The sequence below is a fragment of the Paraglaciecola sp. 25GB23A genome, from assembly GCF_040012495.1.
Lineage (GTDB): Bacteria > Pseudomonadota > Gammaproteobacteria > Enterobacterales > Alteromonadaceae > Paraglaciecola.
Genome location: NZ_JBDYKM010000015.1, coordinates 15,934 through 33,240, shown reverse-complemented (window position 1 = coordinate 33,240; position 17,307 = coordinate 15,934). Strand labels below are relative to the sequence as shown.

Sequence of the window (17,307 nt, the reverse complement as noted above, 5' to 3'; positions counted from 1 at the left end):
TACCGTAACAAACTAATAGGGGCAGATTAATATGGACAAATCAGAATTGGCGCGCAAATTTGCCCATGACTTATCAAACAAATTAATGATTGTTGATGGTTATGTTTCTTTAATGTTGATGGATGAGCAAAATCTTACCAAAGAAAATGTGCAAAAAGTCGCGGATAATTTAGCGCGTGCGACTCAGGTATTGATCGATTTTAAATCCAGTGATTTTTACTGATAATGACGAGAATAACCATCTTAATTATATTGGCCTTTATGGCCAGTCAGTTTAATCAATGTTAATTATTTTAGTGAATAGGGGGTGTAGCTTGTGAGCATTAAACGCATCTGTATCATCGATGACGACCCTAATATTCTTCATATTGTATCTAAATATGCCGAGCACTTAGGTTTAGCTGTTTACAGTGTAAGCTCTTGGTCAGATATCGAGCTCAGTCAGCTTAAATCAGCAGAGTTGATTATTTTAGATCTTTCATTACCAGACTTTGATGGCTTAGATATTATCGAACATCTAACACAAGAAAAACTCAATACCCCAATTTTACTGTGCAGTGGCCACGATGAAAATGTGATTGAAGCCGCGGCTGATGTGCTGAAAACCAATGGCCTTAGTTATGCGGGCAACCTCGTTAAGCCCTTTTCCTTCAAACAATTTAAGCAGATGATTGAGTCACATTCACTTGCCAGTTTACCCACCAACGAGCCGATTTTTATTAAGGAGGTGCCGCGTGAAGATGATTGGGATGCTAAGCGCTTAAGCGAGGCGCTAACGCAGCATCTATTTAGCTTATGTTATCAACCGCAAATTTATAGTTATAGCGGAACGTTACATGGAGTAGAGTGCTTAGCACGCTTGCATACGCCAGAGCACAAAATGGTTATGCCTGATGTCTTTATTCCTGCCCTCGATAAACATGGGCTGATGGATGACTTTACTTTGTATATTATTGAACTGGGGCTTAGCCAACTTGAAAAGCTAGATCTTCCATCAGCAACAAAAATTGCCTTTAATATTTCAGCGACCTCAATTCATGAGGACTTTTTGTTGAGGTTATTAGCCTGTTGTGAACAACACAAAATTAATAGCAGCGATATCGTGTTGGAGCTAACTGAAACATCCACTTTATCTATGACTCAAGATAGTAAAAAAATATTAACTAAATTACGTCTTAAAGGCTTTAATTTATCCCTTGATGATTTTGGTACCGGTTATGCCACGTTTCAAGAAATTGACTCCATGCCCTTTAACCAAATTAAAGTAGACAAAACTTTTGTCCAGTCTATGCAGCATAAAAAATCGTCAGAGGTGATTGTGTCAACTACCATCGATTTAGCTGCGAAGCTAAATTTCACCTTGGTCGCGGAGGGAGTAGAAACGCAGCAGCAAGCAGAGGTACTTTTGGGTTTAAAATGTCCAGTCGTGCAAGGTTATTTATTTGCACGTCCCTTATCACTCAAAGACCTAATTCTGTTTTTAAAGCGCAATGATAATTTGTTTTTATCTGGGGCGACCGCTTAATGGTAATTCTTTATAGTGGCTTGTAACGATCGATTATTTCTTGCACTAATTTATAGTCGTAAGGCTTGCTCAATACCGCTATAAAATTATATGTGTAGTCTGCTCTTATCTCACCAGTCACTAATACTTTGGGAATAGATTGTGGTAATGCTTTGGCTATCTCATCACCATTTTGTTCTGGTAGCCGGTAATCGATAAAAAATAAGTCAGGTGGAGTTCGAAGAGTGGCTTCAAACAGACTATTTGCTTCGCTAAAAGTCTCTATTTGTACTGAGTCTGAGCTAAAAAAGTCAGAAAATATTTCGCAGAGGGCTTCTTCATCGTCTAAATAAAATACAGTAAATGGCATAGGTTAATCTCTAAAAATTGAGAATGAAACAACAAAACAAGTATTGGACGCCTGTCTATCAATAGTCAGAGAAGCGCCGTGTTCATCAAGAATGCCTTTAGTGATAGATAAACCCAAACCCGTGCCTTCTCCTACTTTTTTGGTGGTAAAAAACGGATCAAATAGTTTGTCTTGAACTGCCAAAGGAATGCCCAAACCAGAGTCGATTATTTTTAAAAGTATATTGTCTTGTTCTTGTAATATATAAATTTTGATCCAGCGCTCTGGCAAGTCTTTTACCGCATCTATTGCATTATTAATTAAGTTAACCACAACCTGTTCAATTTCGATTTCATCACAAAAAATAAAGGCCTTAGACAATTGACTCAGTTCAATTGTCGTATTGTGCCGCTTTACTTTTGTTTCAGTTAATAACATCGATTCCTTAACGATATCGAGCAAACGATGTTTGTTATATTGTTTTGTATCACTAGAGCGCGAAAACTTTTTGAGATTATTCACAATACGAGCAATCCGGTTACAGGATTTTTCAATGCTTTTTAGGTAAGAATTAAGTTTAGCAGGATTATTTAAGTGTTTAGGGATTAATTTGGACATGCCGTCAATAATAGCGAGAGGGTTATTGATTTCATGAGCCACACCGGCAGCGAGCTCCCCTAAAGAAGCCAGTTTGGCATTACGAATACTTTTGATTCTCTCTAATTCTAATTGTTGTTCTGCTATTTTTCTGGTGTTGATGTCTTGGATCGTGCCCGAAATAGAAATTCGCTGGCCATTTTGATAATTGGCTTTGCCGGTGGTATATACCCATAGGGTTTTCCCTTTAGCTGTTTGGGCTTGCAACTCCAACTCATATGGCTCGCCAAATTCAATGGCTCTTTGCACCGCTTTTTCAATAATGGGTTTGTGTTCTTCAATAAATAAATCTAAACCTTCGGGTAAAAGTGGCTGATGGTTGTCTGAGGGTTCAACGTCGAGGATCTTAAATGTTTCATCGGTCCACGTTAGAACGCCACTGGCGATATGCAGCTCCCAGCCTCCAACATGAGCAATTGAACCGGTTTCACGTAATATCTCTAAGGTTCTAGTTAACATTTCTTTGTTACGAACTTCTTCGGTAATATCAAAGCGAATGGCTAAAAAGTTGGAAATATTACCTTGCGAATCAAAAATGGGAGAAATGATTGTTTTAACAAAATAATGCTCGCCATTTTTCGCCCGATTTTCAATTTTGCCTGCCCAGGTTTTACCTGAAGATATGGTGTCCCACATCTGCTTGAAAAATGCTTTCGGGTGTTTGCCTGAATTAATAATTCTATGGTTTTGACCAAGGAGTTCATCTTTGCTGTAACCACTAATCTGACAAAATTTATCATTAACTTCGATAATATCACCGGCCCGGTTAGTCATAGCGACAATTGTTTCTTTGTTTAAAACATTGTGCATTTGCGTGAGTTGACTTTGGTAATGGCGCTCATTGGTGATATCTCGAGCAATAGCAAACAGTCTTTTTGATAGTGGATCAAAGGAGGTTGACCAAGAAAAAATCCGATAACTGCCGTCTTGGTGACGGTAACGGTTTTCGAAATTTTGCACGGTTAATTCAACATTTAATTTGTCTATAAGGAGCCTAGTCCTTTCTACATCATCAGGGTGAATTAATTGCAAAATGGGAGTCATCAATAAAAAGTCATCATCGTAGCCCAAGATTCTAGAAAAAGACGGGTTTATTCTTTTGAAATAACCGTCTGTTCCAGCTATGCATATCATGTCTAGAGGAAGGTTGAATAACTGTTCAAACTCTTGCTTTTCATCAATCTGTGTTGGACTCAAATGGTGTTCCCTGTGCTAGTTTAATTAACATATAAATGATTAATTTATCTGCAAGGCAAATTTAGCACTAAATTGTTTTTTAGTCTTGCGCTATTTGGCTCTTTGGCATGTGGTGAGCCTGTTTAGGTTTTCATATAATGAATGCTGTTGATATACCACTCTTTATCACCGGAAGGGGTACTCACAACAGCTGCATCGTCGACTTGTTTATTAAGCAGAGCTCGGGCCATGGGCGAATCAATGGAAATGTAGCCTTTGGCATCACCATAAATCTCCTCAGGGCCGACTATACGAAATTGCTTTTTATCGCCTGCCTCATTTTCTATTTCAACTGAAGCGCCAAAAAAAACCTTACCTTGCTGCTGCGGTGAATAAGTGACAATTTTCAGCTCTGGCAGTAATTTTCTTAAGTAGCGCACACGACGGTCAATCTCGCGTAATTTACGTTTGTTGTACTGATAATCTGCGTTTTCACTTCTATCGCCTAGACTGGCAGCCCAGGTAACAATTTTGGTGATTTCAGGTCGTTGTTCATACCAAAGCAGGTCATGTTCATTTTTGAGCTTGGCGTAACCCTCGGGTGTAATTAGTTTTGTTTTCAAGCTGGGACTCAAATAGAAAGTAGTTAGGAGTATATTTTGACTAGCATAACAAACTTAGCAAGAGGCAATATCACTTGTTACTTACTATGGATGATTAGGCAAGATAAGAGTAATTGTAAAAGTAGAATGTGGAATTAAAAAGGCTTTTGTTATCGCAATTTGTTACTACAAATTATCCTAATTTATGCAGCATAAAGTTTATCTTCTACTATGCTTAAACTTAATCAGAGTGTTGTTAAGCAAATTAAGACCTCACTTTGACTAGGTCATCGTTTTAACATTTTGCCATTAAAACGTTGTCGATATTTAACTTATTTTCTGAAGAATTAAGCGTATTCATTTTGGCAATAATAGTGTTTATAAATACTAAGAGGAAAGCTGAATCGTTACTAAGTTAAGTGTATTACAAATAAATGACTACATTTACCCAGTTTAGTCTGGGCTTATCGGCCCTTTTGAAGGGCAACAGCGACGAGGGAATAAGGTTCAGCAAGGAAATTAGCTGGTTTATTAAATGAAAAAGCCGAATAGATATTCGGCTTTTTTTGCACTACTGAAAAGTCAGATTTATTGAGGTGCTGCCGCTGGCGTCACTTCAAGTAGTTCGACTTCAAAAATAAGGGTTGAATTACTGGTTATTTTACCGGTGCTACGCTCGCCATAGGCTAATTCAGATGGGATATAGAATTTAAATTTAGACCCCACTTTCATCAATTGCACGCCTTCCGTCCAACCGCTGATCACTCGAGAGAGTGGAAACTCAGCTGGTTCATTGCGAGCATAAGATGAGTCAAATTCTGTTCCATCTAACAAAGTACCGCGGTAGTGCACTTTAACCGTATCTGCAGCCACAGGCTGTGCACCTTCACCTTGAGTTAATACTTCATACTGCAAACCTGAATCGGTTACCACAACACCTTCGCGTTGAGCATTTTCAGCTAAGAACGCTTCACCAGCAGCAATATTAGCTATACCTGCTTGGGCGGCCATTTCGGTTTGTTTTTCTCTTATTTTGGCTTCAATGCTTTGCGTGATGACTTGCATTTCTTCCATACTCAATTGTGACTGACCTTGCAGGGCTGCAATAAAACCTTTTGCCATGATGGTCTTGTCATAGTCAACACCAAGCTTTTCTTGAACAAGTACTTTACTTTCAATAAATTGACCGACACTGGCACCCATGGCGTAAGCTTGCTTTTGCTCATCGGTTTCAAGAGTCAATACTTCTACTTTTAACATATCAACGGGTTCAGGGGCAGGTTGACAGGCACTTAAACCTAATGCTGAGCCTATTAAGATAGCGATTAACGCCTTTTTCATTATAATTCTCCGATAGATGTGAAAACTTGAGTTAATTCAAGCAAACTGGGTTGACTAAGTAAACGCCTAGTCTAAACGTAGCGATAACAAAGAGAAACCCATAGATGAGCAATCTTTTCCTATTTCGCAGCTATTTTATGTTACTTATTGTGATGTTAACCGCTTGTGGTGAGTTAACTGATGAAGCTGAAAAGACCTTTCATCATGATGATGGTGGCGTTGATGCGGCCAGTATTTCAGCTGACGCTTCAATAGCCATAGTGTCAAATCTATCCAATGGCATTTCAGTTTGGGATTTAACCAGCAATACTAAACGTTACGTGTGGAATCAAGGGGATGAAGGTAATCTGGTGGTTACTATTCATATTGCTTACGACAATAGTTATGCGGTGACGTCAGACCAAGAAGCTTTTGTATTATGGAACTTAACTAATGGTGAGCCAGAAGGGTTCTGGCGCATAGATGAATCCAACATTCGAGATATTGCGGTCACCAATCAAGGATTGGGTGTACTCGTTGGTCGTAGTAACGGTAAAGTAATGTACTTTGAGCCTCAAACTGGGCGGCGCTTGGAGTTTTTAGGTCATACCGAAAAAATCAATAGTATTGATATATCACCCAATGGATTTTATGCCTTAAGCGGTGGTAATGATTATGTTGCCTACTTGTGGGATACCCGCAGTGGTCAAGTGATATACAAATTTGAGCATTCGAGTAGGGTGACCAAAGTGGTTCTAGATGATGAAGGTCGCTTCGCTTTTACCGCTGACAGTAAGCGAGATGCAAGAATTTGGGACTTAAGTACGGGGCAAGTGATCAGTTATTTACATTATTTTGAGCGGCAGAAAATTTTTAGTACTGCGGTATTTTCAAAAGATGGTAAATACTTAGTCACAGGTTCACCCGCGCGGCGCTTAAATTTGTGGGATGTGCAAACGGGCGAAGAAATTAAATCTTGGCGGGTAACACCCCGAGCGGGCACCAGACCACAAACCGCGGTAGTATATGCAGTTGGATTTTGGAATGACAACAAAGTGATTTCCGAAAGTAGTAGCGGTTTAGCTGAAATATGGCCTATACAGAGTAATTAACATGCAACACATTATTGATGATATTGAGCAGCTTCAAATGAAAGTGGCTTTCCAAGAAGATACAATAGAGAGTCTTAACAAAGCTTTGATTGCCCAGCAAAGGCAGCTTGAAGAGCTGCAATTTGCATTTAAACAACTTTCTAATAAAGTACTGGCCATTGAGCCGAGTAATATGGCGGCTGAACATGAAGAGTCCCCTCCCCCCCATTATTGATTGTATTATTTTTTCGCTTTATTGTTCTTCACTTACTTAGTTAGGCTTTGGACTGGCCACTTAAGGTAGTAGCGTCAACATGATCTTAGACTCTTTATTTTTTGCGGTTGACGTTACCTTGCCTATCAGCTTGATCATAGTATTGGGTGTAGTGCTAAAACGTTTGCGCTGGATTAATGATGAATTTGCCGAAGTGGGTTCGCGTTTAGTTTTTAACGTAACCCTGCCTGCTTTGTTATTTGTTAATATTGCCACTACTGATTTAACCAGCCATTTTCCGTTTTTGTTGATTGTTGTGGCGGGTGCCATCATGCTGGGTTCTTTTGCAGTGATGCATGGGATCGCCATGGCTATTCCTACTCAATTCTCTCGGGGTGCCTTTGTTCAGGGGGCATGTCGCAGCAATATGGCGATCATTGGTTTGGCGTTGTCAGCTAATGCCTTCGGTGAGCAGGTGTTACCCTTAGCTTCAATGTATTTGGCGGCGCTAGTTATTCCAGTTAATATTCTGTCGATTCTTACCTTGTATTATCATCAATCTGATGTGCCATCGGCTAAAAAAATCGCCATGAGTGTGGTCAAAAACCCCCTAGCCATCGCTATTTTTATTGCCATAGTTATTGCTTTATTAGCGGTTGAATTACCTAAGTTTGTGATTGATACGGGCAATTACGTAGCACGTATGACTCTACCTTTAGCGTTGTTATGTGTTGGCGCATCCATAAGATGGCATGAGTTTCGTGCCTCAGGCTTATTGTATGCGGCGATTACCAGTAAGATAATATTACTGCCCTTGTTGGCAAGTATCATTGCTTATTATTGTGGTTTACGCGGGGAAGAACTTGGGGTGCTATATGTGATGACTGCCGCGCCAACCGCCGCAGCGGCTTACCCAATGGTTAGGGCCATCGGCGGTGACTACCACCTAACAGCCGCAATTATTGCAGGAAGTACGCTTTTTTCTATGTTTACGTCCACCTTAGGGTTGTTTGCATTACATTATTTAGGCTGGGTATAAGCCCGCACATAGATAAGGCTTACTCAGGCTTAAAGATACCAATAACCCCAGTGCTACCTTTACTGGCACTAGAGACTTTTTTGTCTACCTGTGATTCGTGATAGTCACAATGCACACATTCAATCTGTTCTACGTTGTTTTCAAAATACAACATTATTGAGTCTTGTGCTTTGCACTTAGGGCATACTGCGCCAGCGACAAAGCGTTTTTTTATTTTATTAACCATGATTTAAAGAATAATTTAGCTCACCATCTTGGTATCATAACCCGTATCGAATATAAGTGTTATTAGTAAACAGGCAAGCATGATCCAATTTTCAGATCTTTCTCTAATGCGTGGTAGTAAAATGCTGCTGCAAGATGTCAATGCCACCGTGTATCCAGGCCACAAAGCGGGTCTAATTGGTGCCAACGGTTGTGGAAAATCCAGTTTATTTGCCTTAATCAGAGGTGAGCTGCACCCAGAGCAAGGGAATTTTGCGATCCCAAAAGATTGGCAAATTGTATGGGTGGCACAAGAGACTCCAGCAGTAGACCGCTGCGCCTTAGACTACGTTATTGATGGCGACCTTAAGTTTAGACAACTTCAGGCGCGTTTAAGCGTCGCCGAAGAGGCGCATAATGGTGAGCAAATAGCCGTCATACATGGTTTGTTAGAACAAGCCGGTGCTTATGATATTGAATCTAGAGCTGCCACCATTTTGGCTGGTTTAGGTTTTGCTAATGATGTGATGCAAAATCCTGTCAGTGCTTTTTCGGGTGGCTGGCGTATGCGCCTTAATCTAGCTCAAGCCTTGTTGTGTTATTCCGATCTACTGTTACTCGATGAACCAACCAACCACTTGGATTTAGATGCGGTTATTTGGTTAGAAAAATGGCTGCAGCGCTATAGCGGTACCTTGTTACTGATTTCTCACGACAAATCTTTTTTAGACAGTACCATCAATGAAATTATCAGTGTTGAGCAACAAAAACTGGTGAGTTATACCGGTAACTATGATGCCTATGAAACTCAGCGTGCTGAGCGTTTACGTTTGCAAAGCCTGCAATATCAAAAGCAACAAGATCAAATATCCCACCTAGAATCTTTTATTAATCGTTTTGGGGCCAAAGCCAGCAAGGCTAAGCAGGCACAAAGTCGAGTAAAACAATTAGCCAGAATGGAAACCTTGTTACCTGTGATGGCTGATTCTCATTTTAATTTTCGTTTTTTAGCTCCGCCCAAACTGCCTAATCCATTAGTGAAGATTGAGCAGGTAAAAGTAGGCTATGGTGAAAAAGTGATTCTGGAAAAACTCCAGCTTAATCTCGTGCCTGGCAGTCGCATTGGTCTACTGGGTAAAAATGGTGCGGGTAAGTCCACTTTAATTAAGCTACTTGCTGGTGAAAATACCCCATTGCAGGGTTTGTATGAAGCTTCTGCTGGTTTACGTATCGGTTATTTTGCTCAGCACCAACTGGAATTTTTAAGAGCCGATGATACACCTTTAGCCCACATTCAGCGTTTAGATCCAAAAGCGACAGAGCAGAGCTTACGTGATTTTCTGGGCGGCTTCGGTTTTCGTGGTGACGATGCCATGGCCAAAGTGGCACCTATGTCAGGTGGTGAGAAAGCACGTTTAGTCTTGGCTTTAACGGTTTATCAAAAGCCCAACTTATTGTTGTTAGATGAGCCCACTAACCACTTGGATCTCGATATGCGCCATGCCTTAAACATTGCACTGCAAGGTTTTGAAGGCGCGATGGTATTGGTTTCGCACGATAGGTTTTTATTATCGTCGGTGTGTGATGATTTTTACTTGGTTGATAGCGGCCAAGTACAAGCCTTTGATGGTGATTTAGACGATTATAAGGCGTGGATCCTTAAACCAGAACAAAGCGCCAATGCAAGCGAGAAACCAAAGGTAAAACCTGAGCGTAAAAACACCAAGCGTCTTGAGGCTGAATTTCGACAAGCCACTCAAGGCTTGCGAAAAACCATTAGTCAATGTGAAAAGGTAATGGCTGAACTGCACAGTAAGCTCGAGAAAATCGAAGCTGAGTTAAGTCATACCGACATCTATAGTGCTGAAAACAAAGAGCAACTCAAGAAAATAATAAGCCAACAAGCATCATACAAAGGGCAATTAGAGGATGTCGAAATGCAATGGCTCGATACTCAGGAGCAGTTAGAGCTGCAACAGACTGAGTTTGAACAATCGTTGAGTGCAGAGTGAGCCTCCAAGTCATGCCAATTAACGCCATGCCGCAGCATGTTGATTCGTACTTCGGTCGGGTGGTGCAAAGTGATTTTGTGGCACCTTGGTGGGCAAAAAATCGTCACGTGCAAACCATTTTTCCGCGTTTCTTACAAAAGCGCCAAGCCTTAGTTTTTCGTAAAGAACGCTTCATCCTAAGCGATGGCGACTTTGTGCAACTAGCTTGGGTAGGCGATATATCATCGGCGAAAGGTTTGGTTATCATGTTTCATGGTTTGGAAGGCTCCATTTATTCTCATTATTGTCATGATATGGCTGCCGACTTAGCTCGCCAAGGTTTTGCGGTGGTGGTGATGCATTTTCGGGGGTGTGGAGGAGAATCAAATCAAACCCCCCGTGCTTATCATTCTGGAGAAACCTCGGATCCTTGGGAATTTATCAGTTGGCTGCAAGCGTCTTATCCTAACCTAGACAAATTCGCTATTGGCTTTTCTTTGGGCGGTAATATGTTGTTAAAACTGCTAGGTGAAAGACCCCAGCAAGGTATCATCAAAGCGGCACTAGCCATATCTGCACCGCTACAGTTAGCTGAGTGTGCACAGAGTATTAACCAAGGATTTTCTAAGCTGTATCAGAGTTATTTGCTAAAGAGTATGGTCACTAACCTGAGACATAAAATGTCCATTATGGATTATCAAAAGCACCTCACTATAAAATACAAGGACTTACATCAACTCAAGAACTTTCGCGATTTTGATCAATACGTTACCGCACCATTACATGGTTTTCTGGGGGCTGATGACTATTACTTGCGTTGCAGTGCTATGCCCTATTTAAGTAAAATACAAACCCCTACCTTAGTGTTACATGCCAAAGACGACCCCTTTATGAATGAGAATGTACTGCCTCGCACTGATCAACTGTCGAAATTTATTCGTGTTGAGTTGAGTGAACACGGAGGACATGTGGGTTTTGTGCAAGGCAGTCCTTGGCGTCCAAAAATTTGGATGCAACAACGTGTCAGTCAATTTTTAATGCGCTTTGATGAAGCACAAAAGCAAACGATAGGAGCGGTTAAATGATTATTCCCATTGGCGACGTTGAGTATGAAATTTTGCTCAATATTATTGAAGCCTTTGTGCTACAAGAGGGAACCGAGTACGGCGAACAGGATGTAGATTTAGCTGACAAAGTACAGCAGGTTCTCACCCAACTTAAGTCAGGTGAGGCCTTTTTAGTGTATTCAGAATTGCACGAAACGGTCAATATTGTGGCAAAAGAGCATCTTAAGCTGGATGAAACTGTGGATTAATTGAGAACCAAGTTAAAGGTGACCGGCACGGTTAAACCTATGCTGGTTAAGCCGGCTATTTTTTGTAAGGCTTCAACCCCGTCTTGTAAACCCAGTTCACTGGCGCCTAACAATACAGGTTTAGCACTGCTGACCATATATTTACCGTCGTTGGTTTTGCTAACAATAAGATCTAAATTTAAGGCTTTACTTGCCCCCATTAAGGTCAATGTTGCCGGTAATTCAGTATGCATACTTTCGCCCTTAGCCAAGCTCATGATACCTTTGGGCAAGGTGGCGCTAATGTTTGCTTTGGGGAATAAGTCTACTTTAAACAACATATCACGCATTCTTTGATTACGGATATCTATGCCCGTTTCAACTGAGCTTAAGCTAATGTCTGCGCTAAACTGCCCATCACTGCTCAATTGCCCGTCAATGCGGCTAAAACTGTGTATTTCACTAATATTGAGGTTTTTAGTGGATATAAAAAACACCTTAGACTGCTCACTGTCTACCTTCCAGTCTGCCAATGCAGCGGTGGATAATACACTTAGGGCTACTAAACAGTTCGGTAAAAATTTTCTCACATTACTCACGATAAGTCTCCAAGTTGGTATTTAACAATTGATGGCCAATCTACTCTCTGATCGCCCATCACAATAAAATCTGGATTATTGACACTCTTACGTTGGTTATAACTTAATGGCTCAAAGTTATGGGCTAAAATTGACCCACCTGCTTCGCCAACAATGCACTGTGATGCCCCGGTATCCCATTCACCTGTAATGCCGATCCGTAAAAACACATCTGCTTTGCCCTCAGCAATAAAGCAGGCTTTTAAAGAGCAACTGCCTAGGGGTAAGGTATGATAAATGCGGTGGTTACTCATGCTATTCATGACTTTTTCACGGGCCTGACGCCGACTAATAGCTATCATCACTACACCTTGTTCTGCATCATCAAACCGTCGTACTTTGATTTGCTTATTTTCAGAGGGACTCTCTTTAAACGCACCTTGACCTTTTGATGCGTAATACAGGGTATCACCTGGCGGCCAGTAAATAACGCCAATAACCGGCACATTATCTTCCACTAAGGCAATATTGACCGCAAAATCGCCACTGCGTGCGATAAATTCTTGGGTGCCATCAATAGGATCAATTAACCAATAGCGCTTCCATTCTTTGCGAATGGCTAATTTTGCATTATCTGTTTCTTCTGACATGATGGGAATGTCGGGCGTCTGTGACTGCAAAATCCCTAAGATAATTTCATTTGCCTTGTAGTCAGCACTGGTGACAGGTGAATCATCCTCTTTTTGATAGCTAGAAAAATCACCACTATCATAGATTTTCATCACTTCTTCGCCCGCCACACGAGCTGCATGTTTTGCTATATCAAGCAGGCTCTGATGATTATTGGTTACCATTAACGTGTCCTTATCCATTTCAATGCTAAAAACAAGGCGGCGTAACATCTTGCTTCGGTAAAATCTTCTCTGGCAAGAAGTGCATCTGTGTTATTAATCGACCAAGGAATTACTTCCAATGGCTCTGGTTCGTCGCCGACTAACCTTTCAGGGTAGAGTTGCTGGGCGATAAAGATTTCCATTTTGGCATCAAAAAAAGCTGGGGCCATGCTCACGGTTTGCAAAGACAGAAGTTGCTGCGCGCCATAACCCACTTCTTCCTTCAACTCTCGATTAGCAGCAACCATGGCTGATTCACCCGGATCTATCAAGCCTTTAGGGAAACCCAATTGGTAGGTATGATTCCCTGCAGCATATTCTCTGACCAGTAAAAATTCGTGATCATTAATGAAGGGAACTATCATGACAGCCCCTCGACCACTGCCAGCCATGCGTTCAAACTGACGTTTTTCACCGTTGCTAAACTCGAGATCAAGTTGCTCAACCCTAAATAGGCCACTTTGTGCGATGACTTTGCGCTGATGTATTGTCGGCAAGGTTTTATTATTGTCTATTTTGCTCATGTCTTTTTCACGTTACTATTAATGCCAATCGATTTGTTATTAATTTTCGGGGTGGTCTCACAGGCCCAGCTAGTTGCGCTTACCCCATTTAAACAAGAGTCACACCATTGTCAATTATAGCTTGGAATCAAATTCAAACCGTCTTGTTAGACATGGATGGTACACTGCTTGACCTGCACTTTGACAACCATTTCTGGTTGGAGCACCTGCCTGCGAAGTTAGCGCTTATCAACAATATACCAATTGCCCAAGCGAAAGAAGACATCAGCGCCGAATATACTAAAGTTCAGGGCACAATTAGTTGGTATTGCTTGGATTATTGGGGTAAAAAACTAGGCCTTGATATTGTGCAAGCAAAACGCGAAATTGAGCATTTGATTAGTTTACGTGCAGATGCACTGCCTTTTATTGACGCCCTTAAAAAATCGGGTAGACAAGTAATCTTGTTAACAAATGCCCACCCAGATAGTTTATCTTTAAAAATAGAGCACACTAAGTTAGACGACCATATTGACCACTTGATATCGACACACGAATTTGGCGTGACTAAAGAATCACAATTATTGTGGCAAAAACTGCAAGCAAAAATCCCCTTTGTTAATGCTTCGACACTATTCGTCGACGACAGTTTGACAATATTGCATGCAGCTAAACGCTTCGGCATCAGCCATTTACTCGCCGTGAGTAATCCAGATAGTAAAAAACCGTTAAACGATACAGAAGACTTTAGCTCAGTGTCTGACTACCGAGTATTACTGGAAGATATTCTTAATCATCCTTTTGAGGGGAATGCTGGCTAATATTAGCAAATACGATTGCGCCCAGCGCGTTTTGCTTTGAATAAATTGATGTCTGCTTGGTTGATTAATTCGAGTGGGCTGCTATTTTGTAGAGGGTTAAATTTAGGTGATATAGCTGCTACCCCAACACTCACTGTTACCTGTTCAGCGTTAGCGCTTTTTGCCGCTGGAATATTCAGATTTTGAATGTTTTTAATGAGTTGTCTGGCTACTCGTTTAGCTCCCACTAGATCGGTGTAAGGTAATAGTAAAACGAATTCTTCGCCGCCAAAGCGAGCGGCAAAATCCTCTTCTCGTCCTTTACTGCTGGCAATAGTAGTAGCGACCAATTTTAAACATTCGTCGCCTTCTATATGGCCATATTGATCGTTGTAGTCTTTAAAATGGTCAATATCTATCATTAACAAACCAATAGAATACCCTGCTCTAATGGCAGCATGCCAAACACGATTTAATGTGGTATCCAATTGCATGCGATTAGCCAAACCAGTTAAGCCGTCGGTGCAAGAGACATATTCAAATACTTTTTGCTGTTCCACCAAGCGCATATGGTTGATTATGCGTGCATGAATGATCTGCGGTGTGGCGAATTGGTTGATATAATCGATGGCGCCTATTTCTAAACACATCTGCTCCTCTTCAATTGAAGCCGCAGAGGCCAAAAAAATAACAGGAATATGTTGAGTTAAGGGATTGTTATTCACCCTTTTGCACAGTTCTAGACCGGATATAATGGGTATCTCAACAGCACTTAAAATAAGGTCAATATCAAGTTCATAAACTAAATTTAAGGCCTGTTGGCCATCTTCAGCAACTTCGATAATATATTGTTGACCAAACATTGTACGCAAGGTATCCAGTGTTTTATTGTTGGACTCTACCAACAATAAAACTGAACGAGGCAATGTAGGGTTTAAATTCATGGCATCCCTGAGATGTATCCATTTACTGAAATTATATCTTAGCTTAGTAAGCTTAGTTTAATCGATTAGTTTTTTATATTTTATGTTTAAAATTTAACCAAGATTCTAAAAGGTTTGCACCATAAATGACATTGCTATGCTGGCTTAAATGGCTCATTATGCGCAAATTATGTTAACAGTCAGTTAGCTGAGGGATATTTTTGAAAACTTTTGTTTGCCAATGTGGCAATAAACTCTATTTTTCTAACAGTCAATGTGTGGTGTGTGGCTTATTGCTTGGGTTTTTACCTGATGATGTATTACTCAGCGCCTTCACTCGTAACGGCTTTGGTAACTTACAGGCCTCCAGTAATGGTCGTATTTATCGCCAGTGCAAAAATTACATCGACCACAATGTCTGCAATTGGATGGTACCTTTCGACGACCCCCAAGATTTTTGTCCATCTTGTCAATTAAATGAGGTCACTCCTAATTTAGATGTGGAGGGCAATAAGCAGTTTTGGTATCGCTTGGAACAGGCTAAACGTCGTTTACTGTATACCCTGTTTAAACTCAAGGTGCCCGTGGTTAATCGTCGGCAAGAGCCTACGACCGGCTTAGGTTTTAGCTTTCTTGAAGACGAAGTTGCAGACGAGTATGGCAATGAATTAACCGTTAAAAACTATGTTTCTACTGGCCATTCAGCAGGCTTAGTGACCATCGATATCAAAGAGGCAGAACATAGCACCCGCTTAAGATTACGCGAAAGTTTAAACGAAAACTACCGTACCCTTCTCGGTCACTTTCGGCATGAGTCAGGCCATTATTATTGGGATCGCTTTGTCAAAAATGGTTATTTGCTTAATGACTTTAGAGACTTATTTGGCGATGAACGGATGAATTATTCACAAGCCATGAAGGTTTATTACGCTGAAGGACCTAAAAAGAATTGGCAAAATGTATGGATCAGCGCTTACGCGAGCATGCATCCTTGGGAAGATTGGGCCGAAACTTGGGCCCACTATTTGCACATGGTCGATACCTTAGAAACGGCCAGTGATTTTGATTTTAGTGTGTCAGGCAATAAAGTAGCGAACCCTTTAGTGGCTAGTGGACAACACGATCATGTTTATACCGCGACCAGTTTCACCCACTTATTTAATGATTGGTGTCGATTGACAGAGGTACTTAATGGCTTAAACCGAAGCATGGGCCTAGACGATGCTTATCCTTTTGTTATACCGATTAGTGCACTGGACAAATTGCGCTTTGTGCACCAAGTTGTATTGCAAAATGATGGTCTTTATCAAGATAGTCTAAAATAAGCCTATTTTGTTGCTGACTTTTCCCATTCAAAGCGCGGCAGTTTATTAAACGCGCGCTTTAAGCCCTCATTCCAATGTTTTTGCACCGATTTATACATCACGCTATTGGTATTTAGCGACGTTCGATAAGGCGCTTCTATATGATTATTCGTATATATGGCCAATTCTATGGGCGGACCCACTGAAATATTGCTACGTATGGTTGAATCTAGTGACACAATAGCGCAGCGTGCAGCATCTTCTAAGGTTGTATTGGCCGCTATCATGCGATCTAGAATAGGCTTGCCATATTTATTTTCACCAATCTGGATATAAGGTGTTTCTGGTGATGCGGCAATGTAATTGCCTTGTGGATAAATTAAAAATATTTCACAGGGCTGGCCAGCAATTTGTCCACCTAAAATAAAAGTCGACTCAGCACTTGTTCTCGATCTTTCCATCGCTTCTGCATGCTGTTTTTGCTCTCGCTGGCTAATTTGGCCGATATATTTGGCTATTTCATGTAAATATTTGCCCTTACATAAATCAAACTCAGCTTCGGGATTATTTAAGTCTGTTTTAATCGAATTAATCACCGCCTGAGACGTGGCTAAACTGCCAGACGTTAGTAAAACTAAGCTGCGGTCTCCGGGAAAAACAAAAGTGGTCATTTTGCTATAAGTGGCAACATAATCAACGCCTGCGTTGGTGCGTGAATCAGACGCAAACACAATTCCTTTATTCACATTTATCGCTAAACAATAGGTCAATTTGGACTCTCTTAACTCACAAAACTGGGTAGTCATAAACCCAGTCAAAAATTTCATATTTATTATAATGAATCTGTAGAGAATTAAATACAAAT

At 40.9% G+C, this 17,307-nt stretch carries 20 protein-coding genes; 10 read left to right on the top strand and 10 right to left on the bottom strand.

Translation table 11 applies throughout. The features are described 5' to 3' along the window. Positions 1 to 31: 31 nt before the first annotated feature. Together ABKW31_RS16520 and ABKW31_RS16515 are read left to right on the top strand one after the other, a co-directional pair. The gene (locus ABKW31_RS16520; protein ID WP_348617674.1) at positions 32 to 223 is read left to right on the top strand and encodes a hypothetical protein; all 192 of its coding nucleotides are present in this window, start codon (positions 32 to 34) and stop codon (positions 221 to 223) included. Positions 224 to 316: 93 nt separating this feature from the next. Then, on the top strand, positions 317 to 1,525 hold the full coding sequence (locus tag ABKW31_RS16515) for an EAL domain-containing response regulator (protein ID WP_348617673.1): 1,209 nt from the start codon (positions 317 to 319) through the stop codon (positions 1,523 to 1,525). A 10-nt stretch (positions 1,526 to 1,535) separates the two neighbouring features. Here ABKW31_RS16515 and ABKW31_RS16510 read toward each other — a convergent pair whose 3' ends face one another. The 4 genes from ABKW31_RS16510 to fkpA all read right to left on the bottom strand — a co-directional run bounded on the left by ABKW31_RS16510 (position 1,536) and on the right by fkpA (position 5,629). Continuing rightward, positions 1,536 to 1,874 (bottom strand): response regulator, encoded by a 339-nt coding sequence (locus ABKW31_RS16510; protein WP_348617672.1) that lies wholly within the window; start codon positions 1,872 to 1,874, stop codon positions 1,536 to 1,538. Positions 1,875 to 1,877: 3 nt separating this feature from the next. Continuing rightward, positions 1,878 to 3,707 carry a PAS domain S-box protein gene (locus ABKW31_RS16505; RefSeq protein ID WP_348617671.1) on the bottom strand — a complete coding sequence of 610 codons (1,830 nt, stop codon included), beginning with the start codon at positions 3,705 to 3,707 and terminating at the stop codon, positions 1,878 to 1,880. Positions 3,708 to 3,829: 122 nt separating this feature from the next. Then, a complete protein-coding gene (gene greB / locus ABKW31_RS16500) occupies positions 3,830 to 4,309 on the bottom strand; it encodes a transcription elongation factor GreB (protein WP_348617670.1) in 480 nt (159 codons plus the stop codon). 567 nt (positions 4,310 to 4,876) lie between these two features. After that, a complete protein-coding gene (fkpA, locus tag ABKW31_RS16495; protein ID WP_348617669.1) occupies positions 4,877 to 5,629 on the bottom strand; it encodes an FKBP-type peptidyl-prolyl cis-trans isomerase in 753 nt (250 codons plus the stop codon). 152 nt (positions 5,630 to 5,781) lie between these two features. Here fkpA and ABKW31_RS16490 point away from each other — a divergent pair, with 152 nt between their 5' ends. The 3 genes from ABKW31_RS16490 (at position 5,782) to ABKW31_RS16480 (ending at position 7,952) form a co-directional block, all read left to right on the top strand. Continuing rightward, positions 5,782 to 6,720, top strand: coding sequence for a hypothetical protein (locus ABKW31_RS16490; protein ID WP_348617732.1), 939 nt, complete (start codon positions 5,782 to 5,784; stop codon positions 6,718 to 6,720). Position 6,721: 1 nt separating this feature from the next. Then, positions 6,722 to 6,934: a SlyX family protein gene (locus tag ABKW31_RS16485; RefSeq protein ID WP_348617668.1), complete on the top strand. Its 213-nt coding sequence runs from the start codon at positions 6,722 to 6,724 to the stop codon at positions 6,932 to 6,934. A gap of 79 nt (positions 6,935 to 7,013) precedes the next feature. Continuing rightward, complete coding sequence (locus ABKW31_RS16480) at positions 7,014 to 7,952, top strand: AEC family transporter (RefSeq protein ID WP_348617667.1); 939 nt, start codon at positions 7,014 to 7,016, stop codon at positions 7,950 to 7,952. 19 nt (positions 7,953 to 7,971) lie between these two features. Here ABKW31_RS16480 and ABKW31_RS16475 read toward each other — a convergent pair whose 3' ends face one another. Further along, entirely contained in the window at positions 7,972 to 8,178 is a 207-nt protein-coding gene (locus ABKW31_RS16475) for a YheV family putative zinc ribbon protein (protein ID WP_348617666.1), read from the bottom strand. 79 nt (positions 8,179 to 8,257) lie between these two features. Here ABKW31_RS16475 and ABKW31_RS16470 point away from each other — a divergent pair, with 79 nt between their 5' ends. The 3 genes from ABKW31_RS16470 to ABKW31_RS16460 are packed head-to-tail and all read left to right on the top strand — an operon-like array spanning position 8,258 to position 11,462. Further along, positions 8,258 to 10,168 carry an ATP-binding cassette domain-containing protein gene (locus ABKW31_RS16470; protein WP_348617665.1) on the top strand — a complete coding sequence of 637 codons (1,911 nt, stop codon included), beginning with the start codon at positions 8,258 to 8,260 and terminating at the stop codon, positions 10,166 to 10,168. Between the two features lie 26 nt (positions 10,169 to 10,194). Next, on the top strand, positions 10,195 to 11,232 hold the full coding sequence (locus tag ABKW31_RS16465; RefSeq protein ID WP_348617731.1) for a hydrolase: 1,038 nt from the start codon (positions 10,195 to 10,197) through the stop codon (positions 11,230 to 11,232). Next, complete coding sequence (locus tag ABKW31_RS16460) at positions 11,229 to 11,462, top strand: YheU family protein (RefSeq protein WP_348617664.1); 234 nt, start codon at positions 11,229 to 11,231, stop codon at positions 11,460 to 11,462. The genes ABKW31_RS16465 and ABKW31_RS16460 overlap by 4 nt, the downstream gene beginning before the upstream one ends. Here ABKW31_RS16460 and ABKW31_RS16455 read toward each other — a convergent pair. Genes ABKW31_RS16455 through nudE form a run of 3 tightly spaced genes read right to left on the bottom strand, consistent with a single transcriptional unit; the run spans position 11,459 to position 13,436 of the window. Continuing rightward, entirely contained in the window at positions 11,459 to 12,040 is a 582-nt protein-coding gene (locus ABKW31_RS16455) for a YceI family protein (protein ID WP_348617663.1), read from the bottom strand. The genes ABKW31_RS16460 and ABKW31_RS16455 overlap by 4 nt on opposite strands. Next, positions 12,037 to 12,873, bottom strand: coding sequence for a 3'(2'),5'-bisphosphate nucleotidase CysQ (gene cysQ, locus ABKW31_RS16450; protein WP_348617662.1), 837 nt, complete (start codon positions 12,871 to 12,873; stop codon positions 12,037 to 12,039). The genes ABKW31_RS16455 and cysQ overlap by 4 nt, the downstream gene beginning before the upstream one ends. Beyond that, a complete protein-coding gene (gene nudE / locus ABKW31_RS16445) occupies positions 12,873 to 13,436 on the bottom strand; it encodes an ADP compounds hydrolase NudE (RefSeq protein ID WP_348617661.1) in 564 nt (187 codons plus the stop codon). Before nudE ends, cysQ begins: the two co-directional genes overlap by 1 nt. 107 nt (positions 13,437 to 13,543) lie before the next feature. On the opposite strand from nudE, the gene yrfG reads away from it, so the two are divergent. After that, positions 13,544 to 14,236, top strand: a complete 693-nt coding sequence (gene yrfG / locus ABKW31_RS16440) for a GMP/IMP nucleotidase (RefSeq protein WP_348617660.1) — start codon at positions 13,544 to 13,546, stop codon at positions 14,234 to 14,236. A 2-nt stretch (positions 14,237 to 14,238) separates the two neighbouring features. On the opposite strand, the gene ABKW31_RS16435 is transcribed toward yrfG, so the two are convergent. Beyond that, the gene (locus tag ABKW31_RS16435; protein ID WP_348617659.1) at positions 14,239 to 15,159 is read right to left on the bottom strand and encodes a diguanylate cyclase; all 921 of its coding nucleotides are present in this window, start codon (positions 15,157 to 15,159) and stop codon (positions 14,239 to 14,241) included. Positions 15,160 to 15,359: 200 nt separating this feature from the next. Here ABKW31_RS16435 and ABKW31_RS16430 point away from each other — a divergent pair, with 200 nt between their 5' ends. Next, positions 15,360 to 16,463, top strand: coding sequence for a putative zinc-binding metallopeptidase (locus ABKW31_RS16430; RefSeq protein WP_348617658.1), 1,104 nt, complete (start codon positions 15,360 to 15,362; stop codon positions 16,461 to 16,463). Between the two features lie 2 nt (positions 16,464 to 16,465). Here the strand turns inward: ABKW31_RS16430 and ABKW31_RS16425 are convergent, their stop codons facing one another. Continuing rightward, positions 16,466 to 17,248: a peptidase gene (locus tag ABKW31_RS16425; protein WP_348617657.1), complete on the bottom strand. Its 783-nt coding sequence runs from the start codon at positions 17,246 to 17,248 to the stop codon at positions 16,466 to 16,468. Positions 17,249 to 17,307: the final 59 nt, after the last annotated feature.